General features: G+C 70.6%; 18 protein-coding genes. 16 read left to right on the forward strand and 2 right to left on the reverse strand.

The window, feature by feature from the left end:
* Positions 1-260 precede the first annotated feature (260 nt).
* Together ACZ55A_RS19890 and ACZ55A_RS19895 are read left to right on the forward strand one after the other, a co-directional pair.
* Complete coding sequence (locus ACZ55A_RS19890; RefSeq protein WP_468841517.1) at positions 261-1,028, forward strand: response regulator transcription factor; 768 nt, start codon at positions 261-263, stop codon at positions 1,026-1,028.
* A gap of 1 nt (position 1,029) precedes the next feature.
* Positions 1,030-2,574, forward strand: a complete 1,545-nt coding sequence (locus ACZ55A_RS19895; protein ID WP_468841519.1) for a sensor histidine kinase — start codon at positions 1,030-1,032, stop codon at positions 2,572-2,574.
* 134 nt (positions 2,575-2,708) lie between these two features.
* Here the strand turns inward: ACZ55A_RS19895 and ACZ55A_RS19900 are convergent, their stop codons facing one another.
* A complete protein-coding gene (locus tag ACZ55A_RS19900) occupies positions 2,709-3,131 on the reverse strand; it encodes a BlaI/MecI/CopY family transcriptional regulator (RefSeq protein ID WP_468841521.1) in 423 nt (140 codons plus the stop codon).
* A 448-nt stretch (positions 3,132-3,579) separates the two neighbouring features.
* On the opposite strand from ACZ55A_RS19900, the gene ACZ55A_RS19905 reads away from it, so the two are divergent.
* The 14 genes from ACZ55A_RS19905 to ACZ55A_RS19970 all read left to right on the forward strand — a co-directional run bounded on the left by ACZ55A_RS19905 (position 3,580) and on the right by ACZ55A_RS19970 (position 18,007).
* Positions 3,580-4,395 carry a phosphatase PAP2 family protein gene (locus ACZ55A_RS19905; protein WP_468841523.1) on the forward strand — a complete coding sequence of 272 codons (816 nt, stop codon included), beginning with the start codon at positions 3,580-3,582 and terminating at the stop codon, positions 4,393-4,395.
* A gap of 227 nt (positions 4,396-4,622) precedes the next feature.
* Positions 4,623-4,934, forward strand: coding sequence for a hypothetical protein (locus tag ACZ55A_RS19910; RefSeq protein ID WP_468841525.1), 312 nt, complete (start codon positions 4,623-4,625; stop codon positions 4,932-4,934).
* 634 nt (positions 4,935-5,568) lie between these two features.
* Positions 5,569-6,756, forward strand: coding sequence for an RNA polymerase sigma factor (locus tag ACZ55A_RS19915; RefSeq protein WP_468841527.1), 1,188 nt, complete (start codon positions 5,569-5,571; stop codon positions 6,754-6,756).
* A 111-nt stretch (positions 6,757-6,867) separates the two neighbouring features.
* Positions 6,868-7,875 carry an ABC transporter ATP-binding protein gene (locus tag ACZ55A_RS19920; protein ID WP_468841529.1) on the forward strand — a complete coding sequence of 336 codons (1,008 nt, stop codon included), beginning with the start codon at positions 6,868-6,870 and terminating at the stop codon, positions 7,873-7,875.
* Positions 7,872-8,642 (forward strand): MlaE family ABC transporter permease, encoded by a 771-nt coding sequence (locus ACZ55A_RS19925; protein WP_468841531.1) that lies wholly within the window; start codon positions 7,872-7,874, stop codon positions 8,640-8,642. Before ACZ55A_RS19920 ends, ACZ55A_RS19925 begins: the two co-directional genes overlap by 4 nt.
* 3 nt (positions 8,643-8,645) lie before the next feature.
* Positions 8,646-9,473, forward strand: coding sequence for an MlaE family ABC transporter permease (locus ACZ55A_RS19930; RefSeq protein WP_468841533.1), 828 nt, complete (start codon positions 8,646-8,648; stop codon positions 9,471-9,473).
* Between the two features lie 31 nt (positions 9,474-9,504).
* Positions 9,505-10,800: an MCE family protein gene (locus ACZ55A_RS19935; protein WP_468841589.1), complete on the forward strand. Its 1,296-nt coding sequence runs from the start codon at positions 9,505-9,507 to the stop codon at positions 10,798-10,800.
* Positions 10,797-11,828 (forward strand): MCE family protein, encoded by a 1,032-nt coding sequence (locus ACZ55A_RS19940; protein WP_468841535.1) that lies wholly within the window; start codon positions 10,797-10,799, stop codon positions 11,826-11,828. Before ACZ55A_RS19935 ends, ACZ55A_RS19940 begins: the two co-directional genes overlap by 4 nt.
* Positions 11,825-12,832 (forward strand): MCE family protein, encoded by a 1,008-nt coding sequence (locus ACZ55A_RS19945; protein WP_468841537.1) that lies wholly within the window; start codon positions 11,825-11,827, stop codon positions 12,830-12,832. Before ACZ55A_RS19940 ends, ACZ55A_RS19945 begins: the two co-directional genes overlap by 4 nt.
* A complete protein-coding gene (locus tag ACZ55A_RS19950) occupies positions 12,829-14,019 on the forward strand; it encodes an MCE family protein (RefSeq protein ID WP_468841539.1) in 1,191 nt (396 codons plus the stop codon). The genes ACZ55A_RS19945 and ACZ55A_RS19950 overlap by 4 nt, the downstream gene beginning before the upstream one ends.
* Entirely contained in the window at positions 14,016-15,371 is a 1,356-nt protein-coding gene (locus ACZ55A_RS19955) for an MCE family protein (RefSeq protein ID WP_468841541.1), read from the forward strand. Before ACZ55A_RS19950 ends, ACZ55A_RS19955 begins: the two co-directional genes overlap by 4 nt.
* Positions 15,368-16,654 carry an MCE family protein gene (locus ACZ55A_RS19960; RefSeq protein ID WP_468841543.1) on the forward strand — a complete coding sequence of 429 codons (1,287 nt, stop codon included), beginning with the start codon at positions 15,368-15,370 and terminating at the stop codon, positions 16,652-16,654. The genes ACZ55A_RS19955 and ACZ55A_RS19960 overlap by 4 nt, the downstream gene beginning before the upstream one ends.
* Positions 16,627-17,214, forward strand: a complete 588-nt coding sequence (locus ACZ55A_RS19965; RefSeq protein ID WP_468841545.1) for a hypothetical protein — start codon at positions 16,627-16,629, stop codon at positions 17,212-17,214. The genes ACZ55A_RS19960 and ACZ55A_RS19965 overlap by 28 nt, the downstream gene beginning before the upstream one ends.
* Positions 17,215-17,236: 22 nt before the next feature.
* Entirely contained in the window at positions 17,237-18,007 is a 771-nt protein-coding gene (locus ACZ55A_RS19970) for a hypothetical protein (RefSeq protein WP_468841547.1), read from the forward strand.
* A gap of 207 nt (positions 18,008-18,214) precedes the next feature.
* On the opposite strand, the gene ACZ55A_RS19975 is transcribed toward ACZ55A_RS19970, so the two are convergent.
* Positions 18,215-18,361, reverse strand: a 147-nt coding sequence (locus ACZ55A_RS19975) for an L-serine ammonia-lyase, iron-sulfur-dependent, subunit alpha (protein WP_468841591.1), incomplete at its 5' end; no start/stop codon positions are given.

An 18,361-nucleotide genomic window follows, 5' to 3' on the forward strand; every position in this document is an offset into this window, starting at 1 on the left:
TCTTCCCGAGAGGCGACCGGTCAATCAGGTCGGCCGGGACCCTGGTCGCGGCCGGGGCGCCGTAACCGATCCGTCCGGCACCGGGGCAACCGTGGCGGTAAGGGGTAAGCCGAGGACGTGCCCGGAGTGAGAGGCCGGTAAGAACGACGGGTGAGAGCCGGGTAAGAGAACCACCGCGGGCCCGCTGCGCTCCCTGCACGCGGCCCCGGCCGGGCGGGGGGACCCCCTCGCCCCCTGCGTGATCTTGGCAGACTTGCCGCGTGACCCATTCCGTATTGCTCGCCGAGGACGACCGCCCCATCCGCACCGCGCTGGAGCGTGCCCTGACCCTGGAGGGGTACCGGGTCACCGCCGTCGCGGACGGCATCCAGGCGCTCGCCGCCGCGCACCGCGAGCGGCCGGATGTGATCCTGCTGGATGTGATGATGCCCGGCATCGACGGGCTCCAGGTGTGCCAGGTGCTGCGGGCCGAGCAGGACCGCACCCCGATCCTGATGCTGACCGCCCGGGTCGAGACGGCCGACCGGATCGCCGGACTGGATGCCGGGGCCGACGACTATGTGGTCAAACCGTTCGAGGTCGAGGAGGTCTTCGCCCGGCTGCGGGCGCTGCTGCGGCGTACGGCGGGGGACGGCACGGGGGAGGCGGCCGGGACCGGGCCCGGGGCGGAGGCGGCCGGTGAGGCGGCGGAGCCGGACGAGGCGTACGGGGACCGGATGGCGGACAGCGGTGTGGTCGAAGCCGCCGATCTGCGGATCGACGGGCCCTCGCGCCGGGCCTGGCGCGGCGGCAGGGAACTGGAGCTGACCCGCACCGAGTTCGAGCTGCTGGAGCTGCTCGCCAGGAACGCCGGGATCGTCCTCGACCACTCGACGATCTACGACCGGATCTGGGGCTACGACTTCGGGCCCGGCTCCAAGAACCTCGCGGTGTACGTCGGTTATCTGCGGCGCAAGGTCGATGTCCCGGGCAGCCGGCCGCTGATCCACACGGTGCGGGGCGTCGGCTACGTCCTGCGGGAGGACTGAGATGCCCGGGCCGCGCGGCGGTACCGGGACCGGAGAGCCCGGCACCCGGCGCGGGCGCCGGCCGTACGCCCGGCTGCGGTCCCGGATCCGTTCCTGGCGGCGCGGCGGGCAGGCCGCCTGGCTGCGCACCCGTAGGCCCGCCAGTCTGCGGACCACCTTCGCGGTGGCCTTCGCCGTCGGGGCCGCGGCGGTGACCGTGCTCGTCGGGTTCCTCAGCTATGACGCGGCGGCCCGGCTGGTGCGGGTGGACGAGAAGTCGGTGTTCTCCGAGGTCGTACGGGATCTGCGGACCCAGGTCCAGGAGAAGCAGTTCGAGCCCGCCGACTATGCGAGTTCGGACCCCGACCACGACGGGCCGCGCGACGACCTCACCCGCCCCACCCGTACGGACGTGCAGATCCTGGGCGCCGGCGGCCGGATCGTGGAAGGCGGGCGCCCCGCCCTGCCGGCCGGTCCCGCGGAACGCCGGATCGCCATGGACCGGCACGCCGGCCGGCACATGCAGCGCGAGGCGGACATCGGCGACGAGGAGTACCACGTCGCGACCGTCGCGCTCGGCGGCGGCCGCGGGGCGGTCCAGGTCGCCCAGAAGTTCAGCGAGACCGAGGACCTGCTCTCCGCGCTCCAGCAGCGCACCGCGCTGCTGGCGGCCGCGGTCATCGCGCTGGCCGGGGCGGCCGGGTGGTGGCTGGCGCGCCGGATCACCGGCCGGCTGGTGCGGCTGACCTCGGTCGCCGAGAGCGTGGCCGAGCACGGCCGGCTGGACGTACCGGTTCCGGTGGCGGGCCGGGACGAGGTCGCCCGGCTGGGGCGGGCCTTCGACGACATGCTCGGGCGGCTGGCCAGCGCGGTGCAGGACCAGCAGCGCCTCGTCCAGGACGCAGGGCATGAGCTGCGCACACCGCTGACCTCGCTGCGTACCAACATCTCGCTGCTCAAGCGGTTCGACGAACTGCCGCCGGAGGCCCGCGAGGAGCTGCTCGCCGACCTCGCGGGCGAGGCCAGGGAGCTCACCGACCTGGTCAACGAGCTGGTCGACCTGGCGGCCGGACAGCACGACGACGACCCGCTGGCCGAGGTGGGACTGGCCGAGGTCGCACAGAAGGCGGCCGCCTCGGCCCGCCGCCGCACCGGCCGCGAGATCACCGTACGGACCGTGCGCCCGGCCGTGGTCGAGGGCCGGCCGGGAGCGCTGAACCGGGCGCTGACCAATCTGCTGGAGAACGCCGCCAAGTTCGACGCGGGCGGGACGGAGCCGATCGAGGTCCAGGTCACCGGCGCCCGTATCGCAGTCCTCGACCGCGGCCCCGGCATAGCGGAGGCCGACCTCACCCGGGTCTTCGACCGCTTCTACCGGGCACCGGCCGCCCGCGGCCTCCCCGGTTCCGGGCTCGGCCTCGCCATCGTCCGGGAGATCGCCACCGCACACGGCGGCCACGCCTTCGCCGCCCACCGTCCGGGCGGCGGCGCGACCCTGGGCTTCACGGTGGGGCGGGGGAAGCACACGGGGGCCGCGGCAGGCGACCGGGGCAGGGCGGGCGACTGAGGGCGGGGCGGGGTGTCGGCCACGGCCGGGCGGGCGACCACGGCAGGGCGGGCGACCGCGGCGGTGCGGCGCCGCTCAGTGGGCGGCCGGTACCGCCGCCAGCGGCATCAGCGGCGGAACCCCTGCCGTGACGATCATGGTGCGGCGCCGGGGCGCGGGCCGGCGTCCGGCGCCTGGTCCGCGCTGTCCTCCGCGCCCACCAGGAGGGAGCGCAGCAGCTGTTCGTCCTCGCTGGTCAGCTGGGAGACGAAGCGGGCCAGTGCGGTGCCCCGGTCGTGCTGCTTGTCGAGTTCGCTGCGCATCCGCCGGGCGGTCAGCCCCGCGGAGTCCTGTATCGGCGAGTAGGCGAAGCCGCGGCCGGCCCGGGAGCGGGACACCGCGCCCTTGTCGTGCAGCCGGGTCAGGATCGTGGTGACGGTGGTACGCGCCAGCCGGCCGCCCAGTGCGCTCTGCACCTCGGCGGGGCTCAGCGGCCCCTCGGCCGCCCAGAGCGCCGCGAGCACGCTCGCCTCCAGCTCGCCTGCGGGGCGCCGCTGCACGGGTGATGTCTCCGACATGGAACGCCCTTCGCCTGCAGGTCGTCTACAGTTCCGTAGACCGTCTACGTGACTGTAGTCGGTCGGGCCGGCCGTTCAGCAGGCCCGCAACCCATTATGGGAGGGCCCACCGACATGGCCGTAGCCGCCGCATTTGCGCAGGTGACAGGCGGGATGACAGGCGGGAAGGCGGGTGCGGCGGCGGTCCGGACGACCCGGTCCCGCTGATCCCTCGCCCCCGAAGTGCTGCGCTCCCGCCGCCGCCCGGCAGCGACGTCCGCCGACGGCACGACGTCACCCCGCAGCCGACCCACCGTGCCCGCGCGCCCCGCACCACGTACGACCTCGCATGCCGCCAAGGAGCACCCGTGAACCACCTCGCCTTCGGCGGAACCCCGCTCGACCGCCGCGCGGCCCCCGCCGTCGAGCGGATCCGCGCCACCCGGCTGCGCCCTGTGGGGGCCGCGCGGTGACGGGGCCCGAACGCGGACCGGAGCCCGGACCGGAGCGGGCGCCGGGAACGGGGCCGGGGCGAGGCTCCGTTCCGGAGGCGTGGGGTGGTCCCCCCGACTCACGCCCCGGACCGCACGCCCGCCCCACCGCCCGGTCGCTCCTCACCCTCGCCGCGCTCTGGGCGGTGCTGTTCACCGCCGTGGCCGTCACCGTCTCCGTACGGCACGGCCTTCCGCTCGCCCCCGAACAGGCCGCCCTGCGCTGGTCGCTGGCGCACCGCGGGGAACCGCTGCGCTCGTCGGCCGAAGCGCTGACGGCCACCGGGTCCGGCATGGTCCCGTATCTGATGGCGGTACTCGCGGGCCTGCTGGCCGGACGCGGCAGCCTCGGCCGGCTCCGCGCGGTCGGCGCCGCCGCGGTCGTCCTCGCCGTCGGCCAGGCGCTCCGCTACGGCCTGATGGAGCTGTTCGCCCGGCCCAGGCCACCCGCAGCCGACTGGGCAGGACGCGCCTCCGAGTACGCCTTCCCCTCCGGACACGCCACCACCGCGGCGCTCGCGGCGGGCATCCTGGCCTGGGGCATCGCCCGCCGGGCCCGCCCCTCCATCGCCCGCACCTGGTGCGTGGTGCTCGCCGTCTGGGCCGCCGCCGTCGGCCTCACCCGTGTCTACCTGGGTGTCCACTGGCCGGGCGATGTCCTCGGCGGCTGGCTGCTGGCCGCCACCGTGCTCACCCTCGCCCTGCTGATGGAGCGGTACCTCGACCTGGCCCCCGGCCGCCGCCCGGACCGCTCCCGGCACGGTTCCGGTACGGGGCCCGTGGGGCCCGGGTGAGTCGCGCCGGACGGTGCACGGCTCGCCGCGCGCCCTATTCGAGCGCCCCGCGCCCCTCTGTGGCGCACATTCCCATGAAGAGCTGACGATCCGACCAGGTCTTCCCCAAGGCGGCATGGACGGCGCCCGCACCGAGCACCACTGTCCTGGGTGCCGGGACCGCAGCAATCGCGCCACCGGCACCGCTCATGGCACGCACCACCGCGCCACCAGGGGGACACCACGCAATGAACCAGCCGCTCGACGCCTCCGCCCCGTACCCGACAGCCGAGGGTGAGCCCACCGCACCCCCGGCCCGCCAGGACCGCTGCCCGGCCGCCGCGGCCAAGGACCCCGCGCCCTGCGAGGGGCCGCACGACGCCGCCACCATCGTCGACCGCCACGGCAAGGAGGTCGCCGGCTGCATCCAGCACTGCGCCCGCCTCCTGGCCGGCCTCGAAGGCGCCCGCGTCCACCCGTTCGTCCCCACGGACCAGGCCCTGGACGTCTACTCCCGGGCCCGCGAACTCCCGCCCTTCGCCTGGGAGATCGGCAGATAGCCGCCCGCACGGGAGCCGGCGGCCGTCCGGCCGCCGGCCCGGGCCGTCAGGTCCTCAGCACTCGATGATGTTGACCGTTCGATCGCCCTACCGGGCCGCTGTACTCGTCATGCGTAGGTCTCGGGTTCGAACCCCGAAGGCGGCTCTTCTCAAGACCAGGTCAGATGCCTTCTGACCTGGTCTTCTGTGCTGCGCTCCCGAGGGCTGGTCAGCTGATGAAGTGGCCGCGAGGGAACGCGAGGGGTACGCATTCAGGGGCATCGGCTCTCAGCTCTTGACCTGGGGCTTCTCGCTCTTCGTGCTGCTTCGTCCGGGCGGTAAGACGCTTGATTGAAGCGGGAATATCGGAGAAAAGCCGCTATTTCCCGGCCCGGATCTCCACGGGGCCGGTGCCGGATCGCCATGGGATCGGCGCTGGGTCGCTACGGGACGGGGCGCCGGATCATGATGCGTCGCAAGCTGATCGTCGCGCATCGTCCCGGAGTTCCCGCAGTCGTATCCGCCCCGGTCCCGGATTGAGTCCGTCCTGCCCCTCCCCACCAGGGGGTACCCGGCGGTAATGTCACCGCCCTCCTAAGAGGAGGCGGCGCTTCCGGGGCCGCGGGTATCGATCTCGACAGTGCGAGGGGACCTGATGGCGGCGAACAATCATCCCGCGCATTCCCGTGGGTCGTACGGCGGCTCCGAGGAGCGCTGGCAGCGGATGTGGAGCCATCGCGAGCAGTTGCTGAAGGTGGCTCGCCGGAGGTCCATGAGCCTTGAGGACGCCGAGGACGCGGTGCACGAGGCCATGTTGCGCGCGGTGGAGAACCCCCATGTCGACGAGGAGCGGCTCGGGGCGTGGCTGACGACCGTGACGATGCGGCTGTGCGCCGACCGGTACCGGCAGGTCAACCGCGAGGCACAGGTGGGCAGTCGGTCGACGTTCGCCGTCCCCCCGCCCCCGCCCGTCGAGGAAGAGGTGTGCGACCGCGCGGAGGCCAAGTGGCTGGCGAGCCGGAGCGGTGAGCTGCCCGCGCGGCAGGCCGAGGCGCTCTGGCTGAAGTCGGAGGACCTGGACGTCGGTCAGGTCGCCCGGAAGATGGGGCTGAGCTACCGCACGGTCGAGTCGCTGCTGGCGAGGGCACGGCGGACGCTGCGCAACTCGCTCGCCGCGACGCTCGGGGCCGCCCTGTGGCTGGGCGGTCAGGGACGGCACCGAGCGGCCGGCGGAGGCGCGCAGGTCGCGACCCTGGTGTCCACGGCGGCGACGCTGGCCGTGCTGGGATTCGCCGCGCCCCACTACCCGTACGCGCCGGACGAAGCCCGCCCCGGGACGGCCTCCCCGAAGGAGACGGCGGAGTGGCCCACGGCCTCGTACGACAGCGATGCGCCGGCGTCGCCCTGGGGTGCCACCTCCACGCCCGGCCGTGCGGGTGGGGAGCTCGGCATCGATCTGACCTCGGGAGTGCAGGCGATGCTGCCCGAGGTGGTGACGCTCCCGGCGCTGACGGTTCCCTCCGTGCCCGCCGCCCCGCCCGCTCTGCACATACCGTCGGTTCCGACCGTCCCCTCGGTCCCGTCCGTGTCGTCGCATCCCGACATCCCGGATGTTCCCGGCACCCCGTCGGTCGGTGACGTTCCGTCGGCTCCCACCTCCGACTCGGCTCGGTCGCAGATCTCGAACTTGTCGGATCTGTCCGGACTTTCCGGGCCGTCCGGCCCCTCCGCTTCGAGCTCCCCCTCGGGCGTCGACCCGTCGGCCGGCCTGGGCGGCAGCGCCACCGAGCCGCCCGCCGACTCGCTGCCCACGGGCTCCTTGCACACCCACGTTCAGCCCTGATCAGAGCGCGATTGCGAGCCCGTAAAAAATTCGGATTCCTCGCGACGGACGGGCCGCCCGCCCCCGTAGAGCAGATGACAGAGCTGCTCCCGGGGCTGAAGGGCGGACCGAATGGGTGTCGAGATCTGTGTGGAAGGGTTGACGAAATCCTTCGGACACCAGGTCATCTGGCAGGACGTGTCCCTCACGCTGCCCGCAGGGGAGATCTCCGTCCTGCTCGGCCCGTCCGGCACGGGTAAGTCCGTCTTCCTCAAAACGCTCGTCGGCCTGCTCAAGCCCGACAGAGGCTCCATATGGATCGACGGGAAGGACGTCACCCGGCTCCGCGAGCACGACCTCTACGAGGTGCGGAAGCTGTTCGGCGTCCTCTTCCAGGACGGCGCGCTGTTCGGCTCGATGGATCTCTACGACAACATCGCCTTCCCGCTGCGCGAGCACACCCGCAAGTCCGAGCGCGAGATCCGGCAGATCGTGCTCGAGAAGATGGACATGGTCGGTCTGCTCGGAGCCGAGGCGAAGCTGCCCGGTGAGATATCCGGGGGTATGCGCAAGCGGGCCGGTCTTGCGCGGGCCCTGGTGCTCGATCCGGAGATCATCCTGTTCGACGAGCCCGACTCCGGCCTCGACCCGGTGCGCGTGGCCTATCTGAACCAGCTGATCGTCGATCTGAACGCGCAGATCGACGCGACGTTCCTGATCGTCACGCACGACATCGCCTCGGCCCGCCTGGTGCCGGACAACATCGGGCTGCTGTTCCGGCGCGAGCTGGTGATGTTCGGGCCCAGGGAAGAGCTGCTGTCCAGTGACGAGCCGGTGGTCGGCCAGTTCCTCAACGGGCGCATGCAGGGCCCCATCGGGATGGCCGAGGAGAAGGACGCCGCCCAGGTCGAACAGGAGCTGGCCGAGCTCGATGCCGGCAACCACCGCGGCCCCAAGGGCGGCAAGGGCGCGTCCGGCGCGGGCGTCACCCCCCGCCTGCTGCCCAGCGAGGGCATCGTCCGCCCGCCCCGCTGGGAGGAGATCGCCGAGCACGAGGAGAAGATGCAGCGGCTGCGTGACCTGCGCGTCGCCGCGGAGGGTGCGGTCGGCGTGGACGGTCGGGGGGTGACCGGCATATGAGCCTGTCGCCCACCAACGCGCTGAAACATTCCGGCAGTCTGTTCGCGCTGTTCATGGACGTCCTGCGGACCCTTCCGCGACGTCCGCTCCAGATACGCGAGTTCATCCAGCAGTCCTGGTTCATCGCGAGCGTCACGATTCTGCCCACCGCGCTGGTCTCCATCCCGTTCGGAGCCGTGATCGCGCTCCAGATCGGCAGTCTGACCCAGCAGCTGGGGGCGCAGTCGTTCTCCGGCGCCGCCTCGGTCCTCGCAGTGCTGCGCGAGGCGTCGCCGATCGTGACCGCGCTGCTCATCGCGGGCGCCGGCGGCTCCGCGATCTGCGCGGACCTCGGGGCGCGCAAGATCCGCGAGGAGATCGACGCCATGGAGGTGCTCGGGATCGACCCGATCCACCGACTGGTCGTCCCGCGGGTGGTGGCCTCGATGGCCGTCGCGGTGCTGCTCAACGGACTGGTCTCGGTGGTCGGCGTGGCCGGTGGCTACTTCTTCAACGTGGTCCTCCAGAACGGGACCCCAGGCGCCTATCTGGCCTCCTTCACCACCCTGGCGCAGTTGCCCGACCTGTACTGGGCCGAGCTGAAGGCGCTGCTCTTCGGCGCCATCGCCGCGCTCGTCGCCTCGTACAAGGGCCTGACGGCCAAGGGCGGACCCAAAGGCGTCGGCGACGCGGTGAACCAGTCGGTCGTCATCACCTTCATGTTGCTGTTCGTCGTCAACTTCGTGATGACAGCGATCTACTTCCAAATCGTTCCGCAGAGGGGTTAGTCGATGGCGCTGTCGGAACGATTCCTCTCAGGCCCCCTCCGCTCCCTTGAGGAGCTCGGCGGCCAGCTGACCTTCTATGGCCGCTCGCTCGGCTGGACCGCCCGCACGCTGCGCCGCTACAAGAAGGAAGTCCTGCGCCTGCTGGCCGAGGTGAGCTTCGGCCGCGGGGCGCTGGCGGTCATCGGAGGCACCGTCGGGGTCATCGCGTTCCTCACCTTCTTCACCGGAACCGAGGTCGGCCTCCAGGGGTACACCGCGCTCAACCAGCTCGGCACGTCGAACTTCGTGGCGTTCATCTCCGCCTACTTCAACACCCGGGAGATCGCGCCGCTGATCTCGGGGCTCGCCCTCTCCGCGACGGTCGGCGCCGGATTCACCGCCCAGCTCGGCGCGATGCGGATCAGCGAAGAGGTCGACGCGCTGGAGGTGATGGGCGTCCCCTCGCTGCCCTTTCTGGTCACCACGAGGATGATCGCCGGTTTCGCCGCGGTGATCCCGCTGTACGTGATCGGGCTGCTCTCCTCGTACTTCGCCGCCCGCACGATCACCACCGGTTACTACGGGCAGTCGGCAGGCACGTACGACCACTACTTCCAGCAGTACCTGCCGCCCATCGACGTGTTGTGGTCCTTCGGCAAGGTGATCGTCTTCGCCGTCGTGATCATTCTCGTCCACTGCTACTACGGCTACTACGCGAAGGGCGGCCCGGCGGGCGTCGGCGTCGCGGTGGGCCGGGCGGTGCGCACCTCCATCGTCGCCGTCAACATCATGGACTTCTTCCTCAGCCTGGCGATCTGGGGAGCCACCACGACTGTGCGGATCGCGGGGTAGTGGACAGATGCCGATACTGACACCGACACGGATGCAGACGCCGGCGCCGGCGCCGTCCCCGGCGAAGGCCCGGACGCCCGCCGCCAAGCTGCGCCTCTACGGCATCGTCTTCCTCGTCGTCCTCGGGTTGCTGCTGACGCTGGCGGTCGCCATCTACCAGAAGGCGTTCACCCCGTCCGTCCCGATCACCCTGCAGGCGAGCACGACCGGCAACCAGCTCGATCCGGGCGCCGACGTGAAGCTGCGCGGCCTGCTCGTCGGAGAGGTCCGGGACGTACGGGCCGACGGTGAGAAGGCGACGCTCGACCTCGCGCTCAAGCCCGAGCACGTGTCCCACATCCCGGCCGACGTCCAGGCCCGGCTGCTGCCCAAGACGCTGTTCGGCGAGAAGTACGTCGACCTGGTCGTCCCCGACCACGCCCCGCAGCCGCCCATCCAGGCCGGAGACGTCATCACCCAGGACCGCACCAAGGCCGGCATCGAACTCCAGAAGCTGATGGACGACCTGCTGCCGCTGCTGCGCGCGGTCCAGCCGGGCAAGCTGAACGCCACGCTGTCCGCGTTCGCCGACGCGCTCGAAGGGCGTGGCGACGAGATCGGCACCAACCTCGTCCGGGTGGAGCGCTATTTCCACGAACTCAACCCGCACATGCCTGCCATGCAGGCGAACATCTCGAAGCTCGCGGACGTGGCCGAGATCTACGGGGACGCCGCCCCCGACCTGTTGAGGACCCTGCGCAACACGATCACCAGCAGCAAGACGCTGGTGGAGAAGAAACAGGCGTTCGCCTCTGCCCTGACCGGGACCACCACCTTCGCGGGCACCGCGGAGAACGTGATCGACGACAACTCCGAGCGGCTCATCGGCCTGGCCCGGGTCTCCCGGCCCACCCTGGCGCTGCTCGCCCGCTACTCGCCCGAATACCCCTGTCTGCTGCGCGGCCTGGTGAAGTCGGAGCCGCTGTCCGAGCAGATCTTCGAGGGCGGAAAGATGCACATCACTCTGGAGGCCGCCCTGCCCCGCTCGCCCTACCGCCCCGGCGAGGAGCCGCGATACGCCGATCGCTCAGGACCGAGCTGCCGGGGCCTGCCCGGTCCGCCCAAGCCGTTTCCAGGGGCCGCGTTGAACGACGGCACCAAGGGCTCCGGCTCCGCTTCCCACTCCACGCCCGGCCCGCTCGGCGGCATCACCGGTACGGCCGCGGAGCAGCAGGTCGTCGGTTCGCTCGTGGCCCCGGTCATGGGCGTGCCCGCCAATGAGGTGCCCGGCGTGGCGACCCTGCTCTTCGGCCCGATGGCTCGCGGAACGGCGGTGAGCGTCGCATGAAGGCACGGGAAACGGCCGCACCGCTGATCAAGTTCGTGCTTTTCGCCGCGGTGACCACCCTGGCGACAGCCCTGCTCGCGGCCACCATCGTCAACATCCGGTTCACGGACGAGGACACCTACCAGGCGGTGTTCAGCGACGTCACAGGCCTGGAGAAGGGTGACGACATCCGGGTGGCCGGGGTCAGGGTCGGCGAGGTCCAGGACATCCGGATCAAGGACCGTACGCTGGCCGAGGTCGAGTTCACCGCCTCCAGCGACCGGCCGCTGCTCGCCTCCTCGGGCGCTGTCATCCGCTACCGCAATCTCGTCGGACAGCGGTACATCACGCTGACCGAGGGCGCGGGGAAGAGCAGCGAGCGGCTGCGGCCCGGAGCCACCATCCCGCTCTCCAGGACCCAGCCCGCTCTCGACCTCAACGCGCTGCTCAACGGCTTCAAGCCGCTGTTCGCCGCGCTGAGTCCGAAGGACACCAACCAGCTGGCCACGGAGATCATCAAGACCCTCCAGGGTGAAGGCGGCACGATCAACAGCCTGCTCGCGCACACCGCGTCGCTCACCACGACCCTCGCGGACCGCGACGAGCTGATCGGCTCGGTGATCGACAACCTCAACGACGTGCTCGGCACGCTGGACCGGCGCAGTGCGCGCTTCTCCGGCCTCCTCAAGCAGCTGCGGCGGGTGATGTCCGGGCTGTCCGCCGACCGCAAGGCGATCGGCGACTCGCTGGGAGGCATCAGCGAGCTGGCCGACGCCACCTCGGGCCTGCTCGAGGACGGACGTCCGGCGCTGAAGTCCGACATCGCCCAGCTGTCCCGGCTCACCGGAACGCTCAACAAGAACGAGAAGACCGTGGAGGGCGTCCTGAAGCGGCTCCCGCGCAAGCTCAACAAGCTGACCGCCACCGGCTCGTACGGCTCCTGGTTCAACTTCTACCTGTGCGACTTCGACGGCCGTGTCGTGCTGCCGAACACCGCGCAGACCATCACGCCGCGGCTCCACGTCGACCAGGCGAGGTGTGGTCGATGATCCCCTTCCGCGAACGCAACCCCGTAATGATCGGGGCGGCCGGCCTCACCACCATCGCGCTGCTGATCGCCGCGGCGTTCAATGTGGACAGCCTTCCGCTGATCGGCAGCGGCGATCAGTACAGCGCCGCCTTCTCCGAGGCGGGCGGGCTGAAGGGCGGTGACGAGGTCCGGATCGCCGGGGTCAAGGTCGGCAAGGTCGACGACGTCGAGCTGGACGGTGACCACGTCAAGGTCACCTTCCGGGTCAAGGGCGAGCCGCAGTTCGGGACCCGGACCGGCGCCGCCATCCGGGTCAAGACGATCCTCGGCGCCAAGTACCTGGCCCTGGAGCCCAAGGGGGCCGGGCAGTTGGAGGCCGGCAGCGAGATCCCGATCCACCGGACCGTCTCGGCGTACGACGTGGTGCAGGCGTTCAGCGACCTCACCACGACCAGCGAGAAGGTCGACACCAAGCAGGTGGCCAAGGCGATGGACACGATCTCGGCGACGTTCAAGGACTCGCCGCCCGAGGTCAAGGCGTCGCTCAACGGTCTGTCCCGGCTGTCCAAGACCGTGGCCTCGCGCGACAAGGCGCTGGGCGATCTGCTCAAGCGCGCCAACGGCGTCACCGGGGTGCTCTCCGACCGCTCGGACGAGCTCATCTCCATGATGAAGGACGGCAACGCGCTGTTCGAGGAGATCAGCAAGCGGCGCCAGGTCATCCACACCCTGCTCGTCAACGCCACGACGCTCGGGGTGCAGCTCTCGGGGCTCGTCGAGGACAACCGGAAGCAGATCGGCCCGGCGCTGGCCCGGCTGAACACGGTCGTCCAGATGCTTCAGCGCAACGAGAAGAGCCTGAACCGCAGCGTCAAGCTGATGGCGCCGTTCGCCCGGGCCTTCACCAACACCCTCGGCAACGGCCGCTGGTTCGACACCTACATCCAGAACATGGTCGCGGCTCAACCCGCCTCGCCCCGCAGCGGCGGATCCGCGCAGACATCCCCGGGAGGGTCGCAATGAGGGCCGCCTCCTGGAGGAACAGAACGGGAACGTGGCGCAAGCTTCAGAGCAAACTGCAGCGCCGTATCGCGATCGCCGTCGCGCTGGCGCTCGTCACGGGACTCACCATCGCGCTGTGGCCGCAGAAGGACAACGTGCAGGTCACCGCGTACTTCCCGCGTACCGTCGGCATCTACCCCGGCTCCGACGTCCGCGTGCTGGGCATCCGGATCGGCGAGGTCAAGAAGATCACGCCGCAGGGTTCCCGGGTGCGGGTGGAGCTGGAGTACGAGGCGGACAAGAAGGTGCCCACGGACGCCAAGGCCGCCATCATCAACTCCTCCGTGGTCAGCGACCGTTACGTCCAGCTGCTGCCGGTGTACCGCGGCGGCCCGGAGATGAGGAGCGGCGACGTCATCCCGGAGAACCGCACGGCCGTCCCGGTCGAGCTGGACCGGATCAACGACAGCCTGCACACCACGGCCGAGGCGCTCGGCCCGCGCGGCGCCAACAAGGACGGCGCGCTGAACCGGCTGCTCGGGGTCAGCGCGGACAACCTGAAGGGGCAGGGCGGGAAGATGCACCAGACGGTGAAGAACCTCTCGCTGGCCGTCTCCACCCTTTCGGACAGCCGCAAGAACATGTTCGGGACGGTCCGGAACCTTCAGGTGTTCACGTCCGCGATGGCGGCGGACGACAAGAGTGTCCGGACCTTCAACGACAGCCTGGCCGGCGTGGCGGGCCAACTCTCCGGTGAGCGCAAGGAACTCGGGGAGGCGCTCAGGCAACTGTCGTTCGCCCTCAAGGACGTGGCCGGATTCGTCAAGGGCAACAAGAAGTCGCTGACCTCCAATGTGAAGGGTCTCAGCGAGGTGACGCGTGTGCTGGTCAAGCAGCGCGCCGCGCTGGAGGAGCTGATGGACGTCGCACCCGCCGGTCTCGGCAACCTCAACAACGCGTACAACCCGGCGTCCGGCACGCTGGACACCCGCAACAACAGCGAGCAATCGCATGACCCGGGCAGCGCGCTGTGCTCGATCCTCAAGACAACGGGGGACAGGTCCGACTGCGGGGAGCTGCGGAAGCTCTTCGACTCGCTCCCCGAGCTGCCGAAGGGCGACCCCCTGACCGGAGCGCCCCAGCAGGCCTCCGCGGGGACCGCCACAACGGACAAGACGCTCGGCGGGATTCTGGGGGCCGGCGCATGACCGCCCCGAACGCGGCCGCCCGCCCCGCACGGCGGCACAAGACCGGCTTTGCGCGGAACGCCCGGCGCACGGCCGCCCTGTGGGTGGCCGCCGGGTCGGTGCTGCTGTCCGGCTGCGAGTTCAACGGCCTGTACGACGTCCAGCTGCCGGGCGGCGCCGCCGCGGACGACGACGCGTACCACGTCACCGTCGAGTTCCGGGACGTTCTCGACCTGGTGCCGCAGTCGGCGGTGAAGGTCAACAACGTCACCGTGGGCGCCGTCGAGAAGGTGGAGCTCAACGGCTGGCACGCCAACGTCCGCCTGCGCCTCGCGGACCATGTGAAGCTGCCGGAGAACGCGGTCGCCGAAATGCGGATGACCAGTGTGCTCGGCGAGAAGTACGTGTCGCTGGCCAAGCCGGCGGGCGTCCGGCCGGTCGGGAAGCTCAAGGACGGCTCGCGCATCCTGATGTCGCGCAGCAGCCGTACACCGGAGATCGAGGAGGTGCTCTCCGCCCTCTCCGCGTTGCTCAACGGCGGCGGCGTGGCCCACCTTCACACGATCACCAAAGAGCTGAACAGCGCGGTGGGAGGCCGAGAGGAGCGGATCAAGAACCTGCTCACGGAGCTGGACACGTTCGTCGGCGGGCTCGACCGGCAGCGCTCCGAAATCGTCCGCGCGCTGAAGGGCATCGACCGGCTCTCCAAGCGGCTCCGGAAGGAGAAGACCGCGATCGGCGAGGCCGTCGACGCCATCCCGCCCGCGCTCAAGGTGCTGGCCGACCAGCGCCGGAACCTGACGCGGATGCTGCGTTCCCTCTCCAGTCTCGGCAAGGTCTCGACGAAGGTGATCAATGCGTCCAAGGACGATGCCATCGCCAACCTCCGGAACCTGCAGCCGATCCTCACCAAGCTCAACCAGGCGGGCAACGACCTGCCGAACGCGCTGGAGCTGCTGACCACCTATCCGTTCCCGCGCAACGCCCCGGACGCCATCAAGGGCGACTACACCAACCTGCACATCACCGCCGACCTCGACCTGAAGAGCATCTACGGAAACGTCACCCACGAGCCGAAGAAGCCGGGCGAGGGCAAGAAGGACGACGGCGGGAAGCCCGGCGTGCCGGAGGTACCGGAGGCGCCGAAGCCACCGGACGTGCCGGAGTTCCCCGGTCTCCTCAATCCGACGTCGCTCCCGAAGCCGGACGGTGACGGGGGCCAGGACACGGGCGGTGGCGACGTGCAGTGCCTGCCGCTGTGCACCGGAATCCGGACCTCGTACAGCGCCTACTCCGGCGCCGGCGGACCGGTCCGTCCCGGCGGTTTCGACCTGGCTCTCGCGAGGCTCATGACGAAGGGGATGCTGTCGTGATCACCCGTATGGTCAAGGCGCAGCTCATCGCCTTCTCCGCCATCACCGCCGTAGGCGTGTCCTACGTCGGCGCGGAGTACGCCGGCCTCGGCGACCGGATCCTGGACCACGGCTACACCGTGCGGGCGAACTTCGCCGACTCCGGAGGCATCTACTCGGACGCCGAGGTGACCTACCGAGGGATCCCGGTGGGCCGCGTGGGCGACCTGCGCCTCGGCGGCTCCGGAAGCTCCGTCGGTGTATCGGTGGACCTGCACATCGAGGACGGCTCGCGCATCCCCTCCGACACCCTCGCCGTGGTGGCCAACCGCTCGGCGGTGGGCGAGCAGTACGTCGATCTGCAGCCGCGCGCCAGGAGCGGCCCGTATCTGCACGATGGCTCCGTGATCGCCCAGAAGGACACCCGTACCCCGCTGCAGACGACGCAGCTGATCAAGGGGCTCGACCGGTTCGTCGCGTCCGTCGACAAGAAGGACCTGAAGATCACGGTCGACGAGCTGGGCAAGGCGTTCGCGGGCACGGGGCCGCACCTGTCCCGGATGGTCGACTCGGGCAACGCGCTCGTGAAGGAGGCGAGCGACTCGCTCCCCCAGACGATCAAGTTGATCGAGGACTCCCAGGGCGTGCTGCAGACCCAGATCGACAAGGGCTCGTCCATCAAGTCCTTCTCCCGCGATCTGGCGGACCTCACCGAGCAGATCAAGAACAGCGACGGCGACGTCCGCAGGCTGATGGACGGCCAGACGTCGGCCGCGCATGAGATGGACTCGCTGCTGAAGGCCAACCAGAAGGCGCTGCCGGTGCTGCTGGGGAACCTCATCAGCGGAGGCCAGGTCAGCGCGGCTCGGCTGCCGGGCATGGAGCAGACCCTGGTGACCTTCCCGGCCGTCGTCGCCGGCAGCTTCACGGTGCTCCCGGGGGACGGCACCAGCCACTTCGGTATGGTCCTCAACTCCGACGAGCCGCCGTCCTGCCGGCAGGGGTACGACAGCACCCGGCGCCGCTCCCCCAAGGACACCAGCGAGCGACAGGCGAACACCTCGGTCCGCTGCACGGAGCCCCGCGGCAGCAAGACCTCAGTGCGCGGTGCGCAGAACGTCCCGCAGCCGGGCGGCTCCGGGAGCCAGGCCGACCTGGCGTCGTATGTCGCGCCCTACGATCCCGCGTCCGGCCTCATCCAGGGACCGGGCGGAGGGGCTGTCCAGATCGGCTCGACCGGGGGAGAACAGAACGTGTTCGGAAAGGACTCATGGCAATGGATGCTCGTTGGACCGATGGCGTGAATGTCATGAATGTCCGGCTGCTGGCCGCCCGCGCCGGCGGGCCGCCGCTTCGCCTCCTCGTCAAGGGGGTGCGCTCGGCCCGCCGCGGCAGGGCGCTCCCGGTGGGGCTGGCCGTCGCAGCCGTCCTGCTGGTGGCCCTCTCCGGCTACCTCGGCGTGCAGAAGTATCAGCACCACCAGGTGGACCAGCGGGAGCAGGAGGCGCTGGCTGCGGCCCGGCAGTCCGTGCTCAACTTCACCTCGCTCGACTACCGGCACTACGGCCGGGACAGCAAGAACGTCCTGGACGGCGCCACCGGTGACTTCAAGAAGCAGTTCGCCGAGCAGGACAAGCAGCTCACCAAGCTGGTGGCCGCCAACAAGTCCGTCTCGCAGGGGCAGGTGCTGGAGGCGGGGATCATCCGGGCCGACGAGAAGTCCGCGCGGGTCCTGGTCGTGGGTGACAGCAAGGTCACCAACGTCGCCGCCCCGAAGGGGCAGGCCCGCAACTACCGGCTACAGCTCGACCTCGTGCACGAGGGCGGGCGATGGCTGACGTCCAACGTCGAATTCGTCGGCTGACCGGCCGGTAAGGAGAAAGACCGTGGCGAAGCTGTCCGTTCGAGGGAGTGCCGGCAGCGGCACGACCCGGTCCCGTTCCTCCTTCGCCGCGGCTGCCCGTGCCGCGGCGAAGCGAGCCGATAAGGCGCACGGCTCAGTGGCGGAGGAGCCCGCCGGGGAGCCGCGGCGCAGGGGTCTGATCGACGCGCTGAAGGCGGACACGTCCGCCGACAAGGCGGCCGCCGAGCCGAAGCCGAAGGCGAAGTCCGAGCCGGAGGCGGCGGCGGAGCCGAAGCGCAGCCGGTCCGGCCTGCTCGGCTCCGGCCTGCTCAGCGCCGGACTCGCGCTCCTCGTCGTGGCGGGTCTCGCCGCCACGACGGTGCTCGGGCTCGACTACCGGGACGCGGAGCGCACCAGCGAGGCCCGTACGGAGGCGCTCGCCGCCGCGCAAAAGGCGGCCCCGGCGATTCTGTCCTACGACTACCGGCACCTCGACAAGGACTTCGCCGCGGCGCGCAGCCACATCACGGGCGACTTCGGGGACAAGTACCGCAAGACCACGACGACGGTGGTCGCGCCCACCGCGAAGCGCTACCACGGGGTGGTCAAGGCCACGGTGGCGAAACCGGCGTCCGGCGACCCGGCGGCGTCGGTGGTGTCCGCGTCGCCGGACAAGGTCGTCGTCCTGCTCTTCATGAACCAGGTCACCAACAGCACCCAGGTCTCGGGCCCGCGCCTCGACCTCAACCGGGTGCGGATGACCCTGCAACGGACTGCCGACGGTTGGAAGGTCGGCGCGGTCGACGCGCTGTAGCCCGGCGAAACGGAGGGGTCCGCGGCCGGGCCGAGCGACAGCTGCCGCGCGTATGTGTGCTTCGCGCTTCGCGGCCGGTCCTCCGTGCAGGCATCGCCTACCTGGTCGTCACTGTCCCAGGGAGGTTCCAGGGACTTTCCGCTGGGTAAGCGGGGAAGGCCCTGACAGCGCCGAAAGGCACGAACGCGCTGGTCAGGGCCAGTTTCCTCAGCACTCGATGATGTTGACGGCCAGCCCGCCCCGCGCCGTCTCCTTGTACTTGACGCTCATGTCGGCGCCGGTGTCCTTCATGGTCTTGATGACCTTGTCGAGGGAGACGTGGTGGCGGCCGTCGCCGCGCAGGGCCATGCGGGC

The organism is Streptomyces sp. NPDC034111, assembly GCF_055575375.1.